The following is a 20,243-nucleotide window of genomic DNA, read 5'->3' as shown; positions in this document are numbered from 1 at the left end:
AACAGGCCCGCCGCTTGCCCGCGTCGGACGGCGCGCCGCTCGATCCGTCGGCTAACCTCGCGGGGAGTTCAAGCAGGCACGCGAAAGGGACGCACGTGACGGTCACGCTGGCTCGGGAGACCGACGACAGCACCGGCGGTGACCCCCTCGCCGACCGGCGCGCGGTGCTGCGTGAGCGACTGCTCGGACCGCCCCGGTCGGCGAATGCCAAGCTGTGGGCCTTCCTCGGTCCGGCCATCGTGACCGTCATCGGCGGCATCCTGCGCTTTTGGAATGTCGGCCGCCCGCACCAGCTGATCTTCGACGAGACCTATTACGTCAAAGAGGGCTGGTCGCTGATCCAGTACGGCTACGAGCGCAAGCAGGACAAGTCCACCGGCATCTCCAACAACCCCGACGGGTTGTTCACGATGGGTAACCCGCACGTGTTCGGCAGCGAGCCGGACTTCGTGGTCCACCCGCCGATGGGCAAATGGTTCATCGGGTGGGGCGAGAACCTCTTCGGGATCAACTCCTCGTTCGGCTGGCGGTTCGCGGTCGCGATCTTCGGCACGCTCGCGATCTTCCTGGTGGGCCGGGCCGCCTGGCACCTGTTCCGGTCGCCGGTGCTGGCGACGCTCGCCTCGATCCTGCTGTGCTTCGAGGGCACCGAGTTCGTCATGTCCCGCACGTCGATCCTCGACGGGATGGTGATGTTCTGGGCACTCGCCGCCTTCGTCGCGCTGCTCGCCGACCGCACCCGCACCCGGCGCATCCTGGCCGACAAGGTCGCCGCCATGCAGGTCGCCGGGACCTGGGAGCAGCGTTCACTGGCCGGCCCGTGGCTGGGCTGGCGACCGTGGCGGTGGGTTGCCGGTTTCTGCATCGGCATGGACATCGCCACCAAGTGGTCGGGCCTGTACTTCCTGGCGGCGTTCGGCCTGATGAGCGTGCTGTGGGACCTCGGCGCACGGCGCGCGGTCGGCGTGCGGCACTACTGGTCGGCGACGTTCATCAAGGACGGCCTGCCCGCCTGCGTGAGCGTCATCGTGGTGTCGCTCACGACATACCTGGTCAGCTGGTGGGGATGGATCGCGAGCAGCGACGCCTACGACCGGCAGTGGGCGAGCAACAACCCGGCGACCAAGGACTCCGGCTTCTCCCCGGACAGTTCACTGTTCGCCTGGATGCCGGACTGGCTGCGGTCGCTGTGGGAATACAACAGCCAGATGCTGCAGTCCGCCTCGGACATCACCTCCGAACACCCCTATCAGTCGAACCCGTGGTCCTGGATGCTGCAGACCCGGCCGACGTCGTTCTTCTACGAGAGCCCGAAGCGCGGGACCGGCGGCTGTACCGCCGACACCTGCAGCAAGGCCATCACCTCACTCGGCACCGTCAGCATTTGGTGGGTGGGCACGGTCGCGCTCGCGGTGTTGCTGTTCTTCTGGCTACTGCGCCGCGACTGGCGTGCGGGCGCGATCCTCGCCGGCGTCGCCGCGGGCTGGCTGCCGTGGTTCCTCTACCAGGAGCGCACGATCTTCACCTTCTACACGGTGGCGTTCGCGCCGTATGTCGTGCTCGCATGCGTCTTCGTCCTGGGCCTCTGCCTCGGTCGGCCCGGCGCCCCGCCGCAACGCATCATGGTCGGCAAGGCGGTCGTCGGCGGGTTCACGATCGTCACCGTCGCGCTGTTCGTCTTCTTCTGGCCGATCTGGACCGCACAGGTCATCCCGTTCGACCACTGGCAGTGGCGGATGTGGCTGAACTCCTGGATTTAGTCACCCCGACCAGGCCCGAGTCACTCCGCCGACAAGGCAACCTTCCGCGCGCTCGCGCGTCCAGGTGAATGATGCAACGCCATACTCATGACCACCTGCCCGCGGCGGTAGGCCGGTGACCCTTGTCGTCATCGGCCTGCTGGTAGCACTGCTCATCGGCCTGGTCGGCACTCGCTATTACCTCGAGCTGGCGACCCGGAAAGGCTGGGGCCAGTTCGTCCGGGAGGACGGCCCGACCACCCACCACACCAAGCGCGGCACGCCGCAGATGGGCGGTCTGGTGATCATCGGCGGCACCGTCGCCGGGTACGCCGTGGCGCATCTGCTCACCTGGCGTCCGCCGTCGCCGTCCGGTCTTCTCGTCCTCTTCCTCATGGTCGGCATCGGGTTCGTCGGGTTCCTCGACGACTGGAGCAAGATCAGCCACGAGCGCTCGCTCGGGTTGCGCTCGGGGCAGAAGCTCGTGGGTCAGACGGCGGTCGCGGTGGTTTTCGCGCTCCTCGCCATACGGTTCTCGCGTGACGGTGTGACCCCGGCGAGTTACCGCATCTCCTTCGTGCGGGACACCTGGATCGACCTGGCCGTCTTCGGCACGGTCATCGGCGTCATCCTCTTCGTGCTGTGGGCCAACCTGATGATCGCCGGCGCGAGCAACGGGGTGAACCTCACCGACGGGCTCGACGGGCAAGCGGCCGGCGCGTGCGTGATGGTCTTCGGCGCCTACGTGCTGATCGGGGTCTGGCAGTTGAAGCAGAACTGCCGGTTCGTCGGCTCTGCGCAGTGTTACGACGTGCGCGACCCGCTCGACCTCGCGGTCGTCGCCGCCTGCGTGGTCGGTGCCTGCTTCGGCTTCCTGTGGTGGAACGCCGCGCCGGCGAAGATCTTCATGGGCGACACCGGATCGCTGGGCCTCGGTGGCGCCCTCGCCGGCCTCGCGATCACCACTCGCACCGAGCTGCTGATGGTCGTGCTCGGCGGGCTCTTCGTCATGGAGACGCTGTCGGTCATCCTGCAGGTCGGCTACTTCAAGCTGACCAAACGCAGCAACGGCGGCGTCGGCAAGCGGCTCTTCCGGATCACCCCGATCCATCACCACTTCGAGATGCTCGGCTGGGAGCAGATCACCGTCACGATCCGCTTCTGGATCATCTGCGGCATCTGCGTCGCCGCCGGGCTCGGGATCTTCTACGCCGAGTGGGTCGTCGGCGGCTGATCGCGCAGGAACTGCTCGGCCGTCTCGGGCAGCAACTGGCCCGCGAGCTCGCCGACCTGCTGCTGCGGGACGTCGATGACCGGGTAGGCCTTGGCGCCCGCGGCGGTCGCGAGGCTGACCGTCGCGAGGCGGGCCCGGCGCTGGAAGAACGATCGCCGTACGACGACACCGACTGCGCTCCGGCGTTCGACGACGTCGGTGGCCAAGGCGAGCGAGCCACTGCGGGTGATCAGGAAGCGGTCGGTGATCGCGTGGCCGAGCCAGCGGGCACGGCTGCGGCCAAGGAGCACGCCGAGCACCAGCAGCAGCACCGCGGGTATGACGAGGGCAGGCAGCGACCACACGGTCGCAGCGGCGACCAGCGCCGCGGCCGGTATGCCGAAGCCCACGAGCGCCCGGGTGTAGCGACGGCGGGTCGCGGCCGGACCGTGCGGCTGCAGGGGTTGCTCCAGTGCGTGCGGGTCGCCGAGCACGCGGGTGGCGGTCGCGGTCACGACGGGTGCCGGCGACGGCGGTGTGAGCGTGGTGCTCATCGTCCGGTCGTCGTCCTTCACCCCGGTGGTGATCGCCTCCAGGCGGGCACCACCGACCCAGCGCAGCGGCACCGGACGATGCAGCGCGACGCCCCGCAGCCGTCTGATCTCAAGCGAGGTCGCGCGGGTGGTGAGCAGGCCACGCGTGACGTGGTGGGTGCCACCGGCGTCGTCACGGGTGAGGCGGAAGTTGTGGAACGCCAACAGATAACCACCCAGCGAGAGCAGCACCACGAACACGACGAGGGCGAGCAGTCCGACCACGATGGCGGCGAGCACGCCCAGGCCCCTGGCGAAGTCGGCGGCGCCATTGACGACCCCATTGTCGCCCCAGTCGATGCCGGATTCGTTGATGACCTGGCTGCCGATACCGAAGATCGCCAGTGCGGCGATGAGGCCTGCCGGGCTGAATGGTGCGTAGCGGATCCACGACGGGTTCAGTTGGTAGACAACCGTTTCCGGGCTGTATGACGGGGGCTGCCGCCCGGCTGGATCCGGCTGGTCCGCCGCGTCGGCGTTGCTCACGGTGCCCCGGGCCGCTGACCCGCCGGCAGCCTGTGCCCGGCTGCGGTGCAGTAGGTCGCCGCGCAGTGCGGCAGCCTCGGCCGCGGTGAGGCCGTCGAGTTTGAGCTCCTTCTCCCCGGCGCCGGTGCCGATCTTCACCTCTGCCAGCCCGAGCGCCCGGTGCAGGATCGACGCGGTCACATCGACTGAGCGCACCCGGTCGATGGGTGCCGAAACCGTTGTGGTGTTGAGCAATCCGTGTCGCAGCTGCACCTGGTCCGGGGTGAAGCGGTAGCGCGTGGTGAGCCAGCGCAGCAGACCGAGACCGACGGCGATGGCCACACCGATCAGGCCCCACCACTTCTGGCCACCGGTGCTGCCGGCGATCACGACCGCGATCAGGGCGGGCAGAAATCGGATGAGTTCCTTCACCGGATGGATCAGCAGCATGCGGGTGCTGAGCCGGCGCCATACATCGTCGGCGGGGAAGCCATCGGCCGAAGGCGCCTGCTGCTCTTGGGGATCCATGGTCATGGCTAGGTCGCGTCGCCGTCACTGGCGGCGGTGACAACGGTCAGGTCACGCACGATGTCCTCGGCGACTGCCCGGTCCAGGCCCTCGATCTTGAGCTCACCCTTGGCGGACGCGGTGGTGACGGTGACCGTGCTCAGCCCGAAAAGCCTTGCCAGCGCTCCACGTTCGGTGTCGACGGTCTGCACCCGGGAGATAGGTGCGATCCGCTGTTCGATCGTCAACCAGCCGCGCTGGGTGTAGACCGCGTCGTCGGTGACCTCCCAGCGGTGGATCCGGTAGCGCGCGAACGGTGTGAGCAGCACACCCCCGACGAAAACCAGCAGGATCACGACCACCCCGAGCAACGTCCACGGCATCCCCAGATCACCGAAGACGGTCCAGAGAACGAGCGCGACGATCAGCACGACGGTCCCGATGACGCCTTCGACTGCCCACAGCAGCCGAGCACGCGGTGACACGAAGTGGGTCGGCGGCCGCAAATCCATGCTCAGACCTTCTCATGGCCCGCGCGTCGACCCGGTGAGCCACGAGCCGGGCTCAGGATCCTACGAAGGCCCGCAGCCAGTGGTTCTCGGGGCGGCTGTCAATGAAGAGCGACTTCACAAAGAGCGTCAGCGGCACGGCCAGCAGCGCACCGAGCGCACCGAGGAAGAGCGACCAGATGATCAGCGAGACGAACGTGACGGTTGTGTTGAGGCCGACCGCGTTGCCCATGTAGCGCGGCTGGATCAGCGATTGCAAGACGAAGTTGATCACCGAGTAGGAAACGATCACCCAGATCATCGGCGCCACCCCACCGTCCAGCAGCGCCAGCAGCGCGGGCGGCACGAGGCCGAGGACGAAGCCGACATTGGGGATGTAATTGGTCACGAACGACAGCACGCCCCAGGTGAGCGCGAGCGGCACCCCGATGATCAGCAGGGCGACCACGTCGAGCACCGCGACGATGAGTCCGAACACCGAGCTGACCACCCAGTAGCGGCGGACCCGGCCGGAGAAGTCGCGCAAGCCCTCGGCGAGTTCGGGCTGGGTGCGCTGCACGGCGGGCCAGTGACGACGGACCGTCGGGGTGTCCATCGTGAGGAAGGCCAGGGTCAGCAGCAGGACCAGCAGCGTCGATCCGACACTGCTGAACGTCGACAGCAGTTGCTGGCCGAAACCCACCAGCGTGCTCGGGTCGATCTTGGTGAGCGCGTCGCCGAGCGCGTTGCGGTCGAAGCCGAAGTGCACCATGAGGTCCTGCACATCGGCATACAGCGACTCGAACTTGTCGCGGTAGCGCGGGAGTTCGGTGGTCAGCTGGGCGATTGCGAGTGCGAGCGCGGCGACGATCGCCAGGATCGCCAGCACCGGAGCGAGCAGGGTGGTCGCGCCCGTCAACGCTTCGGGGAGGCCGCGCTTGCGCAGGGCGGCACCCAGTGGCCGGAAGGTCAGCGCCAGGGTGAACGCCAGGAACACCGGCCCGACGACCGAGGACACTTGCTTCAGGCCGAGGAGTATGACGGTGGCCGCGGCGAGGCCGAGCAGCACGCCGAGCGGCTGGCCGAGCGACGACTTCGACGGGGGCAACGGGTCGTTCGACATGCCTGGTCTCCCGGTGACGGCGGAGCGGAACGAGCGGGTGGCGCCACGCTATCCCGAAGGGACCGGGCCGCGCGCGCCGACGTTGACGCGCCGCGAAATCTTCCACATTTACCCCTTCATTCTTAAGGGATGCTGGGAATGGTCAAGGCGGTCAATTCTTAGTAAAGAGAAGGCAATTAAATGCCGGATTCGATTGCGCACCAACCTCCGCCGGGACAAAAGTCGGCCCTCAGCCGGCGGACAGATCCTGGCCGGCAACCGTTCCCCTTCGAGGAGTAATCCATGCGCAAGTTCCCGATGATCGCCGCCCTGGCGCTGACCGCGTCCGCGGGTGCGATCGGCAGTCTGACCCCGACCGCGCATGCCGCCCCCACCGGCGACGTGCACGCGGCTCACTCCTGCGCCACCGCGAAAGCCGGTTTCGCATCCTGCGACGCGCTGCACCTGGTCAACGCGAAGGGTCAGAACGTCGGCACGGCCGGTCAAGTGCAACCGCTCGCAGCGGGCAAGGGCAAGAAGGTCCAGCCGGCGGCGATCTCCGGCAAGACGCCCTCCGACATCCAGAGCGCGTACAAGCTGTCCGGCCTGAAGTCCGGTGGCCGCACGGTGGCCATCGTCGACGCGTACGGCTACCCGAACGCCGAGCGCGATCTCGGCGTCTACCGCTCGCAGTTCGGCCTGTCGTCCTGCACCAAGGCCAACGGGTGTCTGACGGTGATGAGCCAGACCGGCAGCACCACCAACCTGCCGGCCACCGACGTCGGCTGGTCGCAGGAGCAGGCGCTCGACCTGGACGCTGTCTCCGCGGCTTGCCCCGACTGCAAAATCGTTCTGGTGCAAGCGAAGTCGGCATCCTTCGCCGACCTCGGTGCTGCGGTCAACCAGGCCGCCAGGACCGCCGGCGTCGTCGCGATCTCCAACTCGTATGGCGGGGGCGACGCGCCGGATTCGTCATACGGCAGCTACTACAACCACTCCAGCATTGCGGTGACCGCATCGACCGGCGACAACGGCTACCAGGGCGCCAGCTTCCCGGCGTCGTCGCACTACGTGACCGCGGTCGGCGGCACCTCGCTCACCACCGCCTCCAACACCCGCGGCTGGAGCGAATCTGCTTGGAGCGGTGCGGGTTCCGGCTGCAGCACGTCCAACCAGGCACCTGCCGGCCAGAGCTCCTCGGTGACACATTGCGCCGGTCGTGCGATGTCCGACGTGTCCGCAGTCGCCGACCCCAACACCGGACTCGCCGTCTACGCGCCGACCTCCTCGACCTCCTCTTCGTGGGCGCAGTATGGCGGCACGTCGCTGTCCTCCCCGCTCGTCGCGTCGGTCTACGCGCTGTCGGGCAACACCAGCGGCTACGCGAACACCAAGCCCTACGCGAACCCGTCGGCGCTGTTCGACGTGACCACCGGCAGCAACGGCAGCAACCAGTATTGGTCGCAGGCCGGGCCCGGCTGGGACGGCCCGACCGGCCTCGGCACCCCCAACGGCACCGCCGCCTTCTGATCGGAGCGCCCTCTCGGCGCTGACGAGCGCGCACATCTCACCGAGCGCGCACATCTCACCGAAAAGGTGGCCGACACGCCGCGGTTGCGCTCCACGACGGCGTGTCGGCCACCTTATCGGTGAGTTTGTTGGTCGGACCGGGCAAGCCCAAGCCGCTCCGCCAGCTCGGCGGCCGGCGCACCCCATGTCTCGAGCAGCCGCGCGCCGTCCGGCCCGACCTCGATCACTGCGTGATCGCTGTAGACACGACTCACGCACCCGACACCGGTGAGCGGATAACTACATTCCGCAACGATTTTCGGCTCGCCGGTTTTGGTGAAGAGCGTCATCATCACGAAGACCTGCTTGGCACCGATGGCCAGGTCCATCGCCCCGCCGACTGCCGGGATGTCCCCCGCTCCGCCGGTGTGCCAGTTGGCCAGGTCGCCGTGGACCGACACCTGATAGGCACCCAGCACGCACACGTCCAGGTGCCCGCCGCGCATCATCGCGAACGAGTCGGCGTGGTGGAAGTAGGCCGCCCCCGGCAGCTCGGTGACCGGCACCTTGCCGGCGTTGGTCAGGTCCGGATCGACCTGGTCGCCGACTGCCTTCGGGCCCATGCCGAGCATGCCGTTCTCGGTGTGCAGCACAACGCCGCGGTCGGCCGTCAGGTGATCGGCGACCTTGGTGGGATGTCCGATGCCGAGGTTGGCATAGGCTCCGGCCGGCATATCGCGCGCGATGACACCGGCGACCTCGTTCATCGACAACGGCCCGCGGTCGAGATGCTCTATGACAGAAGGGGTTTCAGTGGTTGCTGGAGTGGTCATCGTTACCGCGCTCCTTGCACGCTGTAGCTGCGGGCGTCGACCTGCACGACCCGGTCGACGAAGATCGAAGGCGTGACGACGGCCTCCGGGTCGAGCGAGCCGAGCGGCACCCGCTCACTCACCTGCACGATCGTGGTCGTGGCCGCGGTCGCCATGACCGGACCGAAATTGCGGGCGGTCTTGCGATAGACGAGGTTGCCCATCGGGTCTGCTCGGTATGCCGACACCAACGCGTAGTCACCCTTGATCGGAAACTCCAGCAGGTAGTCCCGTCCGTCGATGCGACGCTGCTCCTTGCCGTCCGCGAGGGGCGTGCCGACCGCGGTCGGCGAGTAGAAGCCGCCGATCCCCGCACCAGCAGCGCGCATTCGTTCGGCGAGGTTGCCCTGCGGGACGACCTCCAACTCCACCTTTCCCGACCGGTAGAGCTCGTCGAAGACGTAGGAGTCGGCCTGCCGCGGGAACGAGCAGATCACCTTGCGCACTCGCCCGGCCTTGAGCAGGGCGGCCAGTCCGACTTCGCCGTTGCCGGCGTTGTTGGACACGATGGTCAGGTCGCTGGCGCCCTGCCGGATCAACCCGTCGATCAGGTCGAACGGCATGCCGGCGAGCCCGAATCCGCCTACCAGCACGGTCGATCCGTCCTCGATGCCGGCGACCGCCTCGTCGACGGAGTCGTAGGTGGTCGTCATTTGGTCGCCGCCGGGTTCTCCAGCACGACCGCCAGGCCCTGACCGACGCCGATGCAGATGGCCGCCACGCCATAGCGCAGATTGTCCTGCCGCAACACCTTGGCGAGGGTGCCGAGGATGCGGCCCCCCGACGCTCCGAGCGGGTGGCCGATCGCGATCGCACCACCCCGGGTGTTGACGATCTCCGGGTCGATCGGCCACGCGTCGACGCAGACCAGCGACTGCACCGCGAACGCCTCGTTGAGCTCGACCGCGCCGACCTCATCCCAGCCGATGCCGGCACGTGCCAGTGCACGGTTCGCGGCCTCGACCGGCGCGTAGCCGAAAAGCTGTGGTTCCAACGCCATTGCGCCACGACCGACGATGCGCGCGAGCGGTTCGAGACCGAGCTGCTTCCCGGCCTGTTCGGAGCCGAGCAGCACCGCCGACGCGCCGTCGTTGAGCGGCGAGGCATTACCCGCGGTGATCGTGCCGCCCTCCTCCGGCGCGCGGAACGCGGTCTTCAGCCCGGCGAGCTTCTCCACAGTCGTCGACGGCCGGATGCCCTCGTCGCGCGTCAGCAGGGGCTCGTCCTTGCCGGGCACCGGCGCGACCAGATCGTCGTAGAAGCCGGCCTCCCACGCCTCGTGCGCGAGGCGGTGCGAGCGCGCGGCGAACTCGTCCTGGCGTTCGCGGCTCACGGCATACTTGTCGGCGAGCTGTTCGGTGGCCTCGCCGAGACTGACGGTCCACTCCTTGGGCATCGCCGGGTTGACCAGGCGCCAGCCGAGCGTGGTGGACACCGCGGTGGCGTCGCCCGCCGGGAAGGCGCGGTTCGGCTTCGGCAGCACCCAGGGCGCGCGGGTCATCGACTCGACGCCACCGGTCAGCACGATCTCGGCGTCGCCGGTCTCGATCTGCCGGCTGCCCATGATCGCCGCGTCCAGTCCGGACCCGCACAGCCGGTTGATCGTCGTGCCGGACACCGAGACCGGCAACCCGGCGAGCAGCCCCGCCATACGGGCGACATTGCGGTTCTCCTCGCCCGCGCCGTTGGCGTTGCCCCACACGATGTCGCCGATCGACTCGCGGTCCAGGCTGGGCGTCTTGTCCAGCACCGACCGTATGGCGAGGGCCGCGAGATCATCGGGCCGCACACCGGCAAGAGCGCCGCCGAACTTCCCGAACGGCGTGCGGCTGGCGGCGTAGACGTAAGCACTCATGAGACAAATCTAGTCGCGACCATCGATATGGTGAAGTATCGATTGTTCGATCGATTAATAGTTATGTCGTCTCAGTTTGGAGCGCCCGTGGAGCTGCGTCACCTGCGCTACTTCGTGGCGGTCGCCGAGGAGCAGCACTTCACCCGAGCCGCCCAGCGACTGCACATGGCGCAACCTCCGCTCTCCCAGGCGATCCGGCAGCTCGAGACGGAGCTGGGGGTCGAGCTGCTGCTCCGCAGCACGCGACGGGTCGAACTCACCGACGCCGGGCGCGCCTATCTCGAGCAGGCGCGCGCAATCCTCGGCTCCGTCGACGCCGCGGGTGAGCGGGTCCGTCGGGTGGCGGCCGGACTGGTGGGTCATCTGACGATCGGTTGCGTCGGCTCGGCCACCTACTCGCTGCTGCCGGAGCTGTCCCGCCGACTCGACGAGGCGTTGCCCGGCATCGACTTCTCCTTCCGCGGCGAGCTGCTGGCACCCGACCAGGCGCGCGCACTCGGCGACGGTGTCATCGACATCGCGCTCACCCGGCCCCCGGTCACCGACCTCGGGGTGACCACCCACCTGCTGCGGCGCGACCGCCTGGTCGTCGCGCTCCCGGCCGGCCACCCGCTCGCCGAGCGATCGCGCGTGCCGAGCAGTGCCCTGCGGGGCGTCGACCTCATCGTGCACTCCGCCGGGCGCCGGTCGGTGATGTATGACGTCGTGCTCCGCGTGTTGCGCGACGCGGGAGTGGAGCCACGCATCCGGCACGAGGTCGGCGAAACGTCAACATTGATAACGCTTGTCGCCGGTGGTTTGGGTGCCGCGATCGTCCCGGAATCGGTGCAGGCCCTGCGGTTGGCCGGCGTGGTCTACCGTCCGCTGGTCCGCCCCGCCACCCACCTCGACCTGGTCCTCGCCCACCGCACCGACCGCCACGACGCGCACCTCTCCCGCGCGGTCGAGGTCATCCGCGACGCCACCGGCACCCCCGCCGCCCGCTGATGCAACCCTCCCCTCCGCCGAGATGGGCGGGTCAGTCCGCGAACGCACTACTGGCACACCAGCGCCGCGTGGCCGGGCGGTTGCGCGATCCGGCTGAGACTAGCCTCGAAGGCGGAGGTGGTTGACGATGCACCAGATCTGGCGCGGACTCGTCGCGGACGAGAAACACGGATCGCTGCCGATCCTCATGTTGCTGCTGACGGTCGTCACCGGCGTCGTCGACGCGGTCAGTCTGCTGACCCTGGGGCGGGTGTTCGTCGCGAACATGACCGGCAACGTGGTCTTCATCGGGTTCGCGATCGTCGACACCCCTGGTTACTCGTTGCTCGCCTCGGTCGCGGCGCTGCTCGGCTTCGTGGCCGGTGCATTGCTGAGCGCGCCGATCCTGAAACGCCGCCAGGGCAACCGGTTCCACCTGATGCGCGATGTGATGTTGGTGGAAGGTGTCCTTGTGCTGGTCGCGCTCGTGATCGCGCTGTTCACCGACGAGCCGTTCTCGACCGGCGTCGCGACGGTCATTGCCGCCGTGCTCGCGGTCGCTCTCGGGCTGCAGAACGCCACCGCCCGCAAGCTCGCGGTGCCCGACCTCACCTCCACCGTGCTCACCATGACGATCACCGGGTTGGGTGCAGACCGGTCGAGCGGGCCGCTGGTGCGGACGCGGCGCCTGCTCGCGCTACTCGCGATGGGTGGCGGAGCAGCGGTGGGTGCGCTGCTGGTGCGTCATACGCATGCCTGGGTGGGACTGCTGCTTGCAGTCGCGCTGCTGGTCGTCGTCGGTGCCGGCGCTGCTCTGTCGTCCGACCGGCATCCGGAGGCGCGTTGACGAGTTTCACCCGACAGTGACGTCTCGCATGCACCAGCGCGTTGAGTGACGTCGTTTGCCCATCGACCGGACCCCGGCGCAATGAGTGACGTTGATAGAGCAACGTCACTCATTGCGGCCGACGTCAGTCGCTGACAACCAAAGAACCCCGTTCGGCCTGATGGTCGGACGGGGTTCTATCGGTGGAGATGAGGGGATTCGAACCCCTGACCTTCTCATTGCGAAGGTGTCCCGGCAGCAGCGCGCGTTGATGTCACGGGTGAACCTGGTGCACGAATTGCTCGCCGTTGAGCCACAGGGGTGCGCCAGGGGTGCGCGTTGACATCGGCCCGTCCAGGTCGGACGCTGCAGCGATGACGGTCGCGCTCATCATGGACATCGATGGTGTCATCTCGCCGGTTCACGGCCAGACCGCATGGGGAGACGACGTCGACGCTGGACCGGCGATCGGCCAGGTACTCGTCTCCCCCGCCCTCAACTCTCGACTCGACTCTCTCGCCAAGCGACCCGGGGTAGTCGCGCGCTGGCTCACAAGCTGGGACATCGAGATGCGCTCGGGCATGACCTTTCCCGGCAAAGAATGGAAGGACATCGACCGCGCCCATCCCGAGCCGACCAGACCGCTCTCCGACCTCGAGATCGCTGCGGCGCCGTGGTGGAAGTGGACGTCGCTCGCTCGGTGGCTCGACCAACGACCGGACGTGAGCGCCGTCGTGTGGTGCGACGACAACCTGGAGAACGTCTACCTCAAGCGCGAACGTGAGGACGGCCAGCCGGGCGCCCTCGGATATCGCACCGCTGGCGACATCGCGCGAGACGAGCTGAGTGCGCGTCAGATCGCGGCGCTTCTCATTTGCCCCTCTGCGAGGGTGGGGCTCACGCCGGACGACGTGGTAGCGATCGAGCAATTCGTCGAAGCGGCCCGCGACCGTGACGCCTCCGACCCGGTCGGCGGCGCGTGACGAGCGAGGAGCGCGTCTGCCGGCCGCGCGAAGCGCAACGATGGGTTTGTGGAGTTTCGCGCTGACGATGATCGGATCGGCAGTTATTTGCGCCATGCCGAACGCCAGCAGCGAGCCAAGGCTCCACCGATGGCGATGCCGAAGCAGGCTAGCGAATGCAGATCATAAGGACCTGCACCTTAGTGACGAAGTGAGAGGTGGAGTGTGAGCAAGGAAATCGCTCAGTGCGAACAGGGTTCGTATTTTTGGGTGAATTGGGTCTCCGGGGTTTCCTTTGTGTCTTTAAGGCTAGGCGGAGGTCGACGACAGATGCGCTGTCCCGTGCACGATCGGATGGAACGCGTCCAGAAAGTGCCGACAAGAGACGTTACGTCTGAGATCAAACGCGAGGCAGACGCGGGCCCCGCTGCGAGCGGGGTTCCGTAGGCCTGAGTAAGTAAAGACGCTCGCCCTCGCGGGGTGCTCGTCTAACAAGCGCCTGTCATCTCGCCCGAACTGCAGCGAACGTTCACGACGTGGATGAGGCACCCAACCTGGTGCGTGCCGCCGACAGGTGCGTCTCTGCTGACTACGGCTACCAAGGTGCAGCGAAGCGGCACGAGACCGACGGTGATGAGCACCTCTCACGCATCGAATGGCGCATCGCGGCGCGCAAGGGCGCACTCAAGACGATGCCGGAGCATGATCTGGCAGGTCGAGTCGCGCAAGGCCGGTGTACGCGCGAACGTGGAGCATCCGTTCCTGATCGTCAAGCGCAACTTCGGGTTCACCAAGACCCTCTACCGCGGGTGGCGAAGAACCTCAACCACCTGCACATGCTGTTCGCGTCTGCGACCTGGCTGATGCGGGCGCGTGCCGTTGCCCTGACCCAGACGAGGGCGTAGCGCCAGCCTGTCGGAAACTGCCCAAAAGGCCCCGCAACCGGGGCCGGGAGAGCAAGACAGACCCGCCCCACGACGACCGACGCCACCAACCGCGGTCACTCAACCACCGACGACCTGTTAATCAGCGATTCTTTCGCGGTCTCCTAGGTAGTGGATATGGAGTGCTCACCTGGTGGACTTCAGCACCGCCGTGATGCCATCGCGCAATCTTGGCTCGTACTGCGGGTCGGCAGCGATCGCTTCGAGAGATGGACGTGCTCCTTGTTCGATCCCCGACACAGGATCGAGTATGACCGCGGCGCGCTGGGTCGCAGGCCCGATGTAGTGGGTGGCCATATCCATGTCGATACGACCCAACTGCGTGAAGAGGTGCCCAGGGACGTACTTGAGGGATGCGGCTCTCAGCGCGTCGTCATCAAGGCCGCTCGGTCGAACGTGCTCCCCGATGTCACAGCAGGGTTTGTCGATATGCCGATCGCGACAGCGCTTGCAGACAATGTGCCCGGACATGGTCGTGCCCGTGTCGGCAAGCACACGCCGCAACCATTCGTCGTCGACGCGATGGGCATCGGCGGTCGTACCGATCACCTTCTGACACTCGGCGCATCGGATCCGCGGCGCGGGACGCTTCTTAGTCATCGCGGGTTCCCTTCAGCGAGGAACGAGTCGGGTCGGTGGCGGCCTGCTTCCAGAATCGGTCGAACCATTTCGACCACTGCCGGTAGGTCGGATCGCTCTCCTTCTGAGACGAGAGTGACTTCGTGTCGCCAGGCTCTGCGAACAGGTCGGACGAAGCGTCAGCGCCCTTCGGAAACCGAAGCCTGACTACTGCGGTGCGATGGTTCAGCAACGCGAGGTCGAGGAAGGGCGGTAGGTCAATCTGGCGGGTCTCGAACTTCACGTTGCGCAGGAGTCCGTCAGCTTCTGCAGAGGTGAGGAGGTCGTCCATCAGACCGCCGTACCGTCTGTGCTCGCTCGGCGCCAGGGCCGGAGTCAACCAACGGATGTCGACTTCCCGAGGTCTGTTTCCGGGCACAACCCGATCGACGGCCTGCCGTGCACCTTCCACGAGATGTCGCCCGCCCGAGCCGAAAAAGGCGATACGCACATTCCGGTGACTGAACGCTGCCTGAACCGACGACGCCAGACTGGTTACCGCCGTCGCGGGCTTACGGACGTAGACACCGCTACCCGCACGCGACAGGACGTACCCGTCTTCGCGAAGTAGCCGAATGGCTTGCAGGACAGTCATTCTCGCGACCCCGTACTGGGCGCTGAGCTCGTTGCCGGACGGCAGTTTGGACCCACTGGGATAGGTCCCGGCGTCGATCTTCGCGCGGATGTCGGTCGCGATCTGTTGGTAGGGCGCCGGGTGGTCGCGGTCGTCGTACGGCATGAGCCGAACCCTATCTGGAATCGTAGAACCTGCCTAGACAGATCCTTGACACCGCGACGGCGAGGAGGCATGCTTCTTTTAATCAACCTGCCTAGGCAGCCTGTGCTGCATGGGCCGATCGAGACGAGTGGGCAATGGCATTGCAACGACGAATTCGGATTGAGCACGCGGACCTGTTCCCAGCCGGCGCGTGCCTCAAGGGAGCGGTGGAACCGGTGGCCGACTTCAACGCCGAGCAGCGGAGTACAACCACCACCGCCCACACCGTTCCCTAGCCCGGCGCACACCCGCCGCGGCCTACCTCGCACGGCCCAAAGCAGCGCCCTCGGGTGAACCCGCGGACCGAACCCACGGGCCGCGTGCGGCACGACAAAGTCAGCGAAGGCACCGTGACCCTGCGCCACGCCAGCCGACTGCACCACATCGGCATCGGACGGGCATGGAACGGCTACCGCGTCATCCTGCTCGTCCAAGACCTTCAGATCACCATCATCCACGCCACCACCGGCCAAGTGATCCCGCCAACTCACCCTCGACCCCAGCCGCGACTACCAACCCCAAAAACACCAAGGACCGAACCCTCCCTGAGGGTTCGGCCCTTGCAGATGTCGTGAGACATCACACACGGTGGAGCTGAGGGGATTCGAACCCCTGACCTTCTCATTGCGAACGAGACGCGCTACCAACTGCGCCACAGCCCCGTGGAGCGAGAGCAACCTTAACACCGGCGCTCCGATCGGCTAAATCGGCGTCGTGCCGGCAGCCGCCGCTGCTGACCGGTCGGGTCAGCCGGCGCGGTAGACCGAGGGCAACTCCTCCAAGTCCTGGTCGAGCGCCAGGCCGTCGAAGGGCAGGTCCTCGTTGGCGACGTGCTCGTAGGAGGCCGCGGCGGGCGCCGGCTGGTCGGCGACCGTCGGGGCCGGCTGGGGCTCCGGGCGCTGCGGGGCCTTCTCCTTCATCGTGTATGTCGGGCGCGGCACCGCGACCGGCTGCCAGCCGTCGGCGGTCGTCTCCTGGGCGACCGGCTGTTGCGGCTGCTGCGGGTCGGCCGAGGCAGCGGGCGCGGCCGACACGGCGGGCACCTCCGGAGCAACGGCGGCGGTCACGTCGAAGACGCTCTCGCGCCGCGCCGCAGGGCGCTGTGCGGCCGGCTTCTCGGCCGGCATCTTCGCCGGCGCCTTCGAGTCCGCAGCCTGATGCGCGGCGGGCTTGGCCGGGGCCTTCGGCATACGGGCGCGCACCGGGGTGGCCTCGACGTTGCGGGTCTGGCGGACGGCGGTCCGCGGGGCACGCTTGGGCGCCATCTCCTGCCGGCGGGCAGCAGCGGCCTTCGCCGACTCGCGGCACCACCAGAGGACACCGCCGGAGACGACCAGTGCCAGCAACGGCGACCACCACGGCAGCGCGCCGAACGGCGTGCAGATGATCGTGATCAGCAGGATCGCGACGCAGGCGATGAGAGCGCCGGCGCGCAGCTTGGGCGAACCCGCGTGCGCGGCGAACGAGCCGAACCGCTGGGCGCCGCGCAGCGAGGTCTGGGCAGCCGAGGCGACCTTGGCGGTCGCGGCCGGCGCCGGACTCGAGGCCGGTGCGGTGTCGGATGTGGGGCGCTTGGCTTCTCCGGTCATGACAGTTCCTGCTCGCAGTGACGGCCGCGGTTGCTTGACGCTGACCTGCGGTGCCGGGGGTCGGCTGGCGTGCGATGAATCTTCAGACTTGGCAATGCCTTCCGGCAGCGGGTCGCGTCGCTCGAGCACGCGCATCGCCTCGGTGAACTCATCGACCGAGCGTGCGGTAGCGAGCGCCTCACGGCGCCGGATCCAGTGCTGCAGCAGGTAGGCACCCCAGATGACGACGATGGCCAGGAAGATCAGGCTGCTCGGCTGCTGCACGACATGAACGTTAGGCGGAAATACGTTGCGATCCGGGGAGGTACACGGTGTGTCGCCCGATCCACAGCCCCTCATGCTGTATGACGGGGGCCGCGCACGAGCGCGAATCTGCTGATGCCACAGTCAGACTCCGTCGAATCGCTCCCGCAGGCGCTGCACCATCGACCCACCATCGAGCTCTTCGACCGTCACGGCGAACGAGCGATGATCGTGCCACTCACCGTTGATGTGCAGGTAGCGCTCACGCAGCCCTTCGTCGCGCAAGCCCAGCTTGTGCACGACGCGCAGGCTCTTGGCGTTGTCCGGGCGGATGTTCACCTCGACGCGATGGAGCTCGGCAGGGCCGAGGGCGTGATCGATCAGCAGGGCGAGCGCGAACGGCGTGATCGACCGGCCGGCCCATTCCCGGCCGATCCAATAGCCGGCAGCACCGGACAGCAGCGCGCCACGGGAAATGCCGAAAAGGTGCATCTGCCCGGCCAGTTGACCGTCGACGTCGATCGCGAACGGCAGCAGCCGGCCCTCGACCGCCTCACGATCCTGGAAGCGGACCATCTGGCTGAAGCTCATCGAGCGAGCGACGACACCCGGCGCCGTCGAGTCCCACGGCCGCGTCCAGGAGGCGTTGGCCCCTCGGAGTGCGACGAACTCCCGCCGGTCGGCGCGCACCCGCAGCGGACGCAGCTTGATCTGCGACCCGCGCCAGTGACCGGCAACCGCGACCGGCCAGACGCGGCCGCTAATGGTCGCCGCCGTCGATTTGTGAAAGGGCGTGCGGCAGCAGGGGTTCGAGGACTTCGAGGGCGTCGCGAACGCCACCGCTCGACCCCGGCAGGTTGACCACGAGCGCGCGACCCGCGACACCGGCAAGGCCCCGGGACAGCACGGCGGTCGGCACACCCTTCGCAGCACCAGCGGCGCGCAGTGCCTCGGCGATGCCGGGCACGTCCCGGTCGAGCAACGGGGCGGTCTCCTCCGGGGTGCGGTCGGTGGGGCTGAGCCCGGTGCCACCGGTGGTGAGCACGACGCGGGCGCCGTCGTAGAGCGCGCGCCGGAGTGCGGCCCCGACCGGCGGGCCGTCCGGCACGACGTCGCGGCTCACGTCATACCCCCAGCCGCGCAGGGCCTCCTCCAGGATCGCGCCGGAGCGGTCCTCATAGACGCCCGCAGCGGCCCGGCTGGAGCAGGTGATGACCACGGCTGCAGTCATGATTCGGTCCAATCACCAGAGCGGCCACCGGATTTCGCGGTGACCCGGATGTCGGTGATCCGTGCGTGCTTGTCGACCGCCTTGATCATGTCGATCAGCGCCAGCGCGGCTACGGAGACGCTCGTCAGTGCCTCCATCTCGATGCCGGTGCGGTCGGCGGTGCGCACCTCGGCGGTGATGTCGACGCCATCGTCGGCGACGACCAGATCGACATCCACCGCGTGCACCGCGACCGGGTGCGCGAGCGGCACCAGCTCGGGCGTGCGCTTGGCCGCTTGGATGCCGGCGATCCGGGCCACCGCGAGCGCGTCGCCCTTGGGCACCGCACCGCTGCGTAACGCGCGAACCGCGTTGTCGGACAACAGCACTCGTCCGGCCGCGCGGGCGACCCTGGCGGTCACCGGTTTGCCGCTGACGTCGACCATGTGGGCACTGCCGTCGTCGCGGACGTGAGTCAACCGCGGAGTGTCGCTCATGCCAGGCCGTCCAGGGGTATGACGGAGACGGTCTCCCCGACCGCAACCTCGGTGGTGTCGCCGGGCACGATGGCGAGCGCCTGCGACCCGGCCAGCCCACCGAGCACGTGCGATCCCTGCTCGCCGATCGGGCGGACGACCCGCCCCTCGTCGTCGTAGACCACCCGTGCGAACTGGGTGCGCCCCGGCGGCGACTGCCAGGTCTCCCCCACCCGCGCCGTCGCGGTCGGGAGCGCGGGCGAACGCCCGGCCATCTTGCGCGCCGCCGGCGCGACGAAGATGAGGAACGAGACCAGGGAACTCACCGGATTGCCGGGGAGAGCGAAAACCGGTGTGCTGCCGAGCATTCCGAAACCCTGCGGCTTGCCGGGCTGCATCGACACCTTCACAAACTCGAACTGCTCGTCACTGTCCTCGAACGCGAGCTTCAGGGGTTCGAACGCTCCCGCACTGACCCCACCGGTGGTGACGATCAGGTCGACGCCGGCGGCGAGCTCGGTGAGCACCGCGCGCACCTGCTCACCGGTGTCCCCGACGCGGCGGGTGTCGGCGAGCTCGAAGCCGCCCTCCTGCACGAGCGCGGCCAGCATCGGACCGTTGGAGTCGACCACTTGCCCGTGGCCGGGCGTGGCACCAACCGGCACCAGCTCGTCCCCGGTGCTGACGATCGCGATCCGTGGCCGCCGGATGGCCGAAACCTGTTGGACCCCGGCCGAAGCCAGCACCGGGACGTGACGCGGGTGCAGCAGCGTGCCGGTGGCCAGCACCTCGTCCCCGGTGACCACGTCCTCCCCGACCCGGCGCACCGCGGTGCCCTCGGGCTGTGCCGCCCGGATCTGGACCTGCTCGGTGCCGGCGTCGGTGAGTTCCACCTGAACGACGGTGTCGGCGCCGTCCGGCAGCGGCGCGCCGGTCATGATGCGCCACGCCGACCCCGGCTCCAGGCTCAGCGACCGGGTGTCCCCGGCCGGAATGTCACCGGCGACCGGCAGCGTGACCGGTGCGTTCTTGGCAGCGGCGGCGATGTCCGCGGCGCGCACGGCATACCCGTCCATCGCGGAGTTGGTAAAACCCGGCAGCGGCACGGCGGTGCGCACCGGGGCAGCGATCACCCGGCCGAGCAGCGCGGACGGGTCGGTGACATCGACCGTCTCGGCGGACAGCCGCGGCACCGCATCGACCACCCGCTGCCGGTACTGCTCATACGTCAACACAGGCAGCAGCGTAGTGATCGCTGGGTCTCGATACGCCTCGCCTGGCGGCTCGG

At 68.0% G+C, this 20,243-nt stretch carries 20 protein-coding genes and 1 tRNA gene; 7 read left to right on the top strand and 14 right to left on the bottom strand.

What is annotated here, in order from left to right:
* The first annotated feature begins 95 nt into the window (after positions 1-95).
* Complete coding sequence (locus N2M23_RS05115) at positions 96-1,760, top strand: dolichyl-phosphate-mannose--protein mannosyltransferase (protein ID WP_265443773.1); 1,665 nt, start codon at positions 96-98, stop codon at positions 1,758-1,760.
* 115 nt (positions 1,761-1,875) lie between these two features.
* Entirely contained in the window at positions 1,876-2,973 is a 1,098-nt protein-coding gene (gene mraY, locus N2M23_RS05110; protein ID WP_265443771.1) for a phospho-N-acetylmuramoyl-pentapeptide-transferase, read from the top strand.
* On the opposite strand, the gene N2M23_RS05105 is transcribed toward mraY, so the two are convergent.
* Genes N2M23_RS05105 through N2M23_RS05095 form a run of 3 tightly spaced genes read right to left on the bottom strand, consistent with a single transcriptional unit; the run spans position 2,946 to position 6,128 of the window.
* A complete protein-coding gene (locus N2M23_RS05105) occupies positions 2,946-4,544 on the bottom strand; it encodes a PH domain-containing protein (RefSeq protein WP_265443769.1) in 1,599 nt (532 codons plus the stop codon). The genes mraY and N2M23_RS05105 overlap by 28 nt on opposite strands.
* Before the next feature lie 2 nt (positions 4,545-4,546).
* A complete protein-coding gene (locus N2M23_RS05100) occupies positions 4,547-5,029 on the bottom strand; it encodes a PH domain-containing protein (protein WP_265443767.1) in 483 nt (160 codons plus the stop codon).
* A gap of 52 nt (positions 5,030-5,081) precedes the next feature.
* Positions 5,082-6,128 (bottom strand): AI-2E family transporter, encoded by a 1,047-nt coding sequence (locus N2M23_RS05095; RefSeq protein ID WP_265443765.1) that lies wholly within the window; start codon positions 6,126-6,128, stop codon positions 5,082-5,084.
* A 282-nt stretch (positions 6,129-6,410) separates the two neighbouring features.
* Between N2M23_RS05095 and N2M23_RS05090 the strand changes: the two genes are divergently transcribed.
* Entirely contained in the window at positions 6,411-7,637 is a 1,227-nt protein-coding gene (locus N2M23_RS05090) for a S53 family peptidase (RefSeq protein WP_265443764.1), read from the top strand.
* A 113-nt stretch (positions 7,638-7,750) separates the two neighbouring features.
* Here the strand turns inward: N2M23_RS05090 and N2M23_RS05085 are convergent, their stop codons facing one another.
* The 3 genes from N2M23_RS05085 to N2M23_RS05075 are packed head-to-tail and all read right to left on the bottom strand — an operon-like array spanning position 7,751 to position 10,343.
* Positions 7,751-8,449, bottom strand: coding sequence for a 3-oxoacid CoA-transferase subunit B (locus N2M23_RS05085; RefSeq protein WP_265443762.1), 699 nt, complete (start codon positions 8,447-8,449; stop codon positions 7,751-7,753).
* Positions 8,450-8,451: 2 nt separating this feature from the next.
* A complete protein-coding gene (locus tag N2M23_RS05080) occupies positions 8,452-9,141 on the bottom strand; it encodes a 3-oxoacid CoA-transferase subunit A (RefSeq protein ID WP_265443761.1) in 690 nt (229 codons plus the stop codon).
* Positions 9,138-10,343, bottom strand: a complete 1,206-nt coding sequence (locus N2M23_RS05075; RefSeq protein ID WP_265443760.1) for a thiolase family protein — start codon at positions 10,341-10,343, stop codon at positions 9,138-9,140. Before N2M23_RS05075 ends, N2M23_RS05080 begins: the two co-directional genes overlap by 4 nt.
* A gap of 87 nt (positions 10,344-10,430) precedes the next feature.
* Between N2M23_RS05075 and N2M23_RS05070 the strand changes: the two genes are divergently transcribed.
* From N2M23_RS05070 to N2M23_RS05055, 4 genes are all read left to right on the top strand, one after another.
* Positions 10,431-11,330, top strand: coding sequence for a LysR substrate-binding domain-containing protein (locus N2M23_RS05070; protein ID WP_265443758.1), 900 nt, complete (start codon positions 10,431-10,433; stop codon positions 11,328-11,330).
* Positions 11,331-11,457: 127 nt separating this feature from the next.
* The gene (locus tag N2M23_RS05065) at positions 11,458-12,156 is read left to right on the top strand and encodes a YoaK family protein (protein ID WP_265443757.1); all 699 of its coding nucleotides are present in this window, start codon (positions 11,458-11,460) and stop codon (positions 12,154-12,156) included.
* 353 nt (positions 12,157-12,509) lie between these two features.
* A complete protein-coding gene (locus tag N2M23_RS05060; protein ID WP_265443756.1) occupies positions 12,510-13,118 on the top strand; it encodes an HAD domain-containing protein in 609 nt (202 codons plus the stop codon).
* Positions 13,119-13,633: 515 nt separating this feature from the next.
* Entirely contained in the window at positions 13,634-14,002 is a 369-nt protein-coding gene (locus tag N2M23_RS05055; RefSeq protein WP_265443755.1) for a hypothetical protein, read from the top strand.
* Between the two features lie 165 nt (positions 14,003-14,167).
* Here N2M23_RS05055 and N2M23_RS05050 read toward each other — a convergent pair whose 3' ends face one another.
* The 8 genes from N2M23_RS05050 to N2M23_RS05015 form a co-directional block, all read right to left on the bottom strand.
* A complete protein-coding gene (locus N2M23_RS05050; RefSeq protein WP_265443754.1) occupies positions 14,168-14,641 on the bottom strand; it encodes a hypothetical protein in 474 nt (157 codons plus the stop codon).
* The gene (locus tag N2M23_RS05045) at positions 14,634-15,398 is read right to left on the bottom strand and encodes a GntR family transcriptional regulator (protein ID WP_265443752.1); all 765 of its coding nucleotides are present in this window, start codon (positions 15,396-15,398) and stop codon (positions 14,634-14,636) included. The genes N2M23_RS05050 and N2M23_RS05045 overlap by 8 nt, the downstream gene beginning before the upstream one ends.
* 628 nt (positions 15,399-16,026) lie before the next feature.
* Positions 16,027-16,099: transfer RNA gene (locus N2M23_RS05040), tRNA-Ala, on the bottom strand.
* An 84-nt stretch (positions 16,100-16,183) separates the two neighbouring features.
* Positions 16,184-17,290 carry a hypothetical protein gene (locus tag N2M23_RS05035; protein WP_265443750.1) on the bottom strand — a complete coding sequence of 369 codons (1,107 nt, stop codon included), beginning with the start codon at positions 17,288-17,290 and terminating at the stop codon, positions 16,184-16,186.
* A gap of 123 nt (positions 17,291-17,413) precedes the next feature.
* Positions 17,414-17,974, bottom strand: a complete 561-nt coding sequence (locus N2M23_RS05030) for a GNAT family N-acetyltransferase (RefSeq protein WP_265443901.1) — start codon at positions 17,972-17,974, stop codon at positions 17,414-17,416.
* Between the two features lie 55 nt (positions 17,975-18,029).
* A complete protein-coding gene (locus N2M23_RS05025; protein WP_265443749.1) occupies positions 18,030-18,500 on the bottom strand; it encodes a MogA/MoaB family molybdenum cofactor biosynthesis protein in 471 nt (156 codons plus the stop codon).
* On the bottom strand, positions 18,497-18,976 hold the full coding sequence (moaC, locus tag N2M23_RS05020; RefSeq protein ID WP_265443748.1) for a cyclic pyranopterin monophosphate synthase MoaC: 480 nt from the start codon (positions 18,974-18,976) through the stop codon (positions 18,497-18,499). The genes N2M23_RS05025 and moaC overlap by 4 nt, the downstream gene beginning before the upstream one ends.
* Positions 18,973-20,190, bottom strand: a complete 1,218-nt coding sequence (locus tag N2M23_RS05015; RefSeq protein WP_265443746.1) for a molybdopterin molybdotransferase MoeA — start codon at positions 20,188-20,190, stop codon at positions 18,973-18,975. The genes moaC and N2M23_RS05015 overlap by 4 nt, the downstream gene beginning before the upstream one ends.
* Positions 20,191-20,243: the final 53 nt, after the last annotated feature.

It is taken from the genome of Flexivirga meconopsidis (assembly GCF_026162425.1).
GTDB lineage: Bacteria > Actinomycetota > Actinomycetes > Actinomycetales > Dermatophilaceae > Flexivirga > Flexivirga meconopsidis.
The sequence above is the reverse complement of the archived record's forward strand: the minus strand, read 5'-3'. Positions and strand labels throughout refer to the sequence as shown.

What these genes read in the sequence shown, in the direction of transcription:
- N2M23_RS05105 (WP_265443769.1), bottom strand. Translation starts at nt 4,544, where the DNA reads ATGACCATGGATCCCCAAGAGCAGCAGGCGCCTTCGGCCGATGGCTTC.
- N2M23_RS05100 (WP_265443767.1), bottom strand. Translation starts at nt 5,029, where the DNA reads ATGGATTTGCGGCCGCCGACCCACTTCGTGTCACCGCGTGCTCGGCTG.
- N2M23_RS05095 (WP_265443765.1), bottom strand. Translation starts at nt 6,128, where the DNA reads ATGTCGAACGACCCGTTGCCCCCGTCGAAGTCGTCGCTCGGCCAGCCG.
- N2M23_RS05090 (WP_265443764.1), top strand. Translation starts at nt 6,411, where the DNA reads ATGCGCAAGTTCCCGATGATCGCCGCCCTGGCGCTGACCGCGTCCGCG.
- N2M23_RS05085 (WP_265443762.1), bottom strand. Translation starts at nt 8,449, where the DNA reads ATGACCACTCCAGCAACCACTGAAACCCCTTCTGTCATAGAGCATCTC.
- N2M23_RS05080 (WP_265443761.1), bottom strand. Translation starts at nt 9,141, where the DNA reads ATGACGACCACCTACGACTCCGTCGACGAGGCGGTCGCCGGCATCGAG.
- N2M23_RS05075 (WP_265443760.1), bottom strand. Translation starts at nt 10,343, where the DNA reads ATGAGTGCTTACGTCTACGCCGCCAGCCGCACGCCGTTCGGGAAGTTC.
- N2M23_RS05065 (WP_265443757.1), top strand. Translation starts at nt 11,458, where the DNA reads ATGCACCAGATCTGGCGCGGACTCGTCGCGGACGAGAAACACGGATCG.
- N2M23_RS05060 (WP_265443756.1), top strand. Translation starts at nt 12,510, where the DNA reads ATGACGGTCGCGCTCATCATGGACATCGATGGTGTCATCTCGCCGGTT.
- N2M23_RS05050 (WP_265443754.1), bottom strand. Translation starts at nt 14,641, where the DNA reads ATGACTAAGAAGCGTCCCGCGCCGCGGATCCGATGCGCCGAGTGTCAG.
- N2M23_RS05045 (WP_265443752.1), bottom strand. Translation starts at nt 15,398, where the DNA reads ATGCCGTACGACGACCGCGACCACCCGGCGCCCTACCAACAGATCGCG.
- N2M23_RS05025 (WP_265443749.1), bottom strand. Translation starts at nt 18,500, where the DNA reads ATGACTGCAGCCGTGGTCATCACCTGCTCCAGCCGGGCCGCTGCGGGC.
- moaC (WP_265443748.1), bottom strand. Translation starts at nt 18,976, where the DNA reads ATGAGCGACACTCCGCGGTTGACTCACGTCCGCGACGACGGCAGTGCC.